A 637-nucleotide genomic window follows, 5' to 3' on the forward strand; every position below is an offset into this window, starting at 1 on the left:
CGGATGGCCGCGCGGCACACCCATGGCATGTCTGCCCTCATAGAACTCGTGGAACGCGGCATAGGCGTACCACGCTTCGTCGAAGTGCAGCGCGTCGACCTGATCGGCCACTTCCGCCTTGATCTTCTCGGCGTTGTAGCAAAGGCCGTCGTAGGTGGAGTTGGTGACCACGGCGATGCGCACGTTGCCCTTGGCGTTGCGCGCGATCGGGCTCGCCGCGACCTTCTGGCGGATGGCCTCGGGCGAGAACTGGTCCAGCCCGATCGGGCCGATGATCCCGTAGTCGTTGCGCGCGGGCGTGAAGTAGATCGGCGTGGCGCCGGTCATGATGAGCGAGTGCAGCAGCGACTTGTGGCAGTTGCGGTCAACGATCACCAGGTCGTCATGGCCGGCCATCGAATGCCACACGATCTTGTTGGCGGTCGAGGTGCCGTTGGTCACGAAGTAGGTGTGGTCCGCGCCGAAGACCTTCGCCGCATAGGCCTCGGCTTCCTTCACTGGCCCCGTGTGATCCAGCAGCGAGCCGAGTTCCGGCACCGAGATCGAAAGGTCGGAGCGCAGCGTGTTCTCACCGAAGAACGCATGCAGCGCGTAGCCCACCGGCGACTTCAGGAAGCCGACGCCGCCGGCATGCCCC

The 637-nt window shown here is 65.0% G+C and carries 1 pseudogene; it reads right to left on the reverse strand.

Going from position 1 to position 637, the window contains the following annotated elements:
* Window positions 1–637 (reverse strand): annotated as a pseudogene (locus HB681_RS37720) (beta-eliminating lyase-related protein); the annotation flags it as partial.

Origin of the sequence: Variovorax sp. dw_954 (assembly GCF_018449755.1) — a bacterium.
In the GTDB taxonomy this organism is placed as follows: domain Bacteria; phylum Pseudomonadota; class Gammaproteobacteria; order Burkholderiales; family Burkholderiaceae_C; genus Variovorax.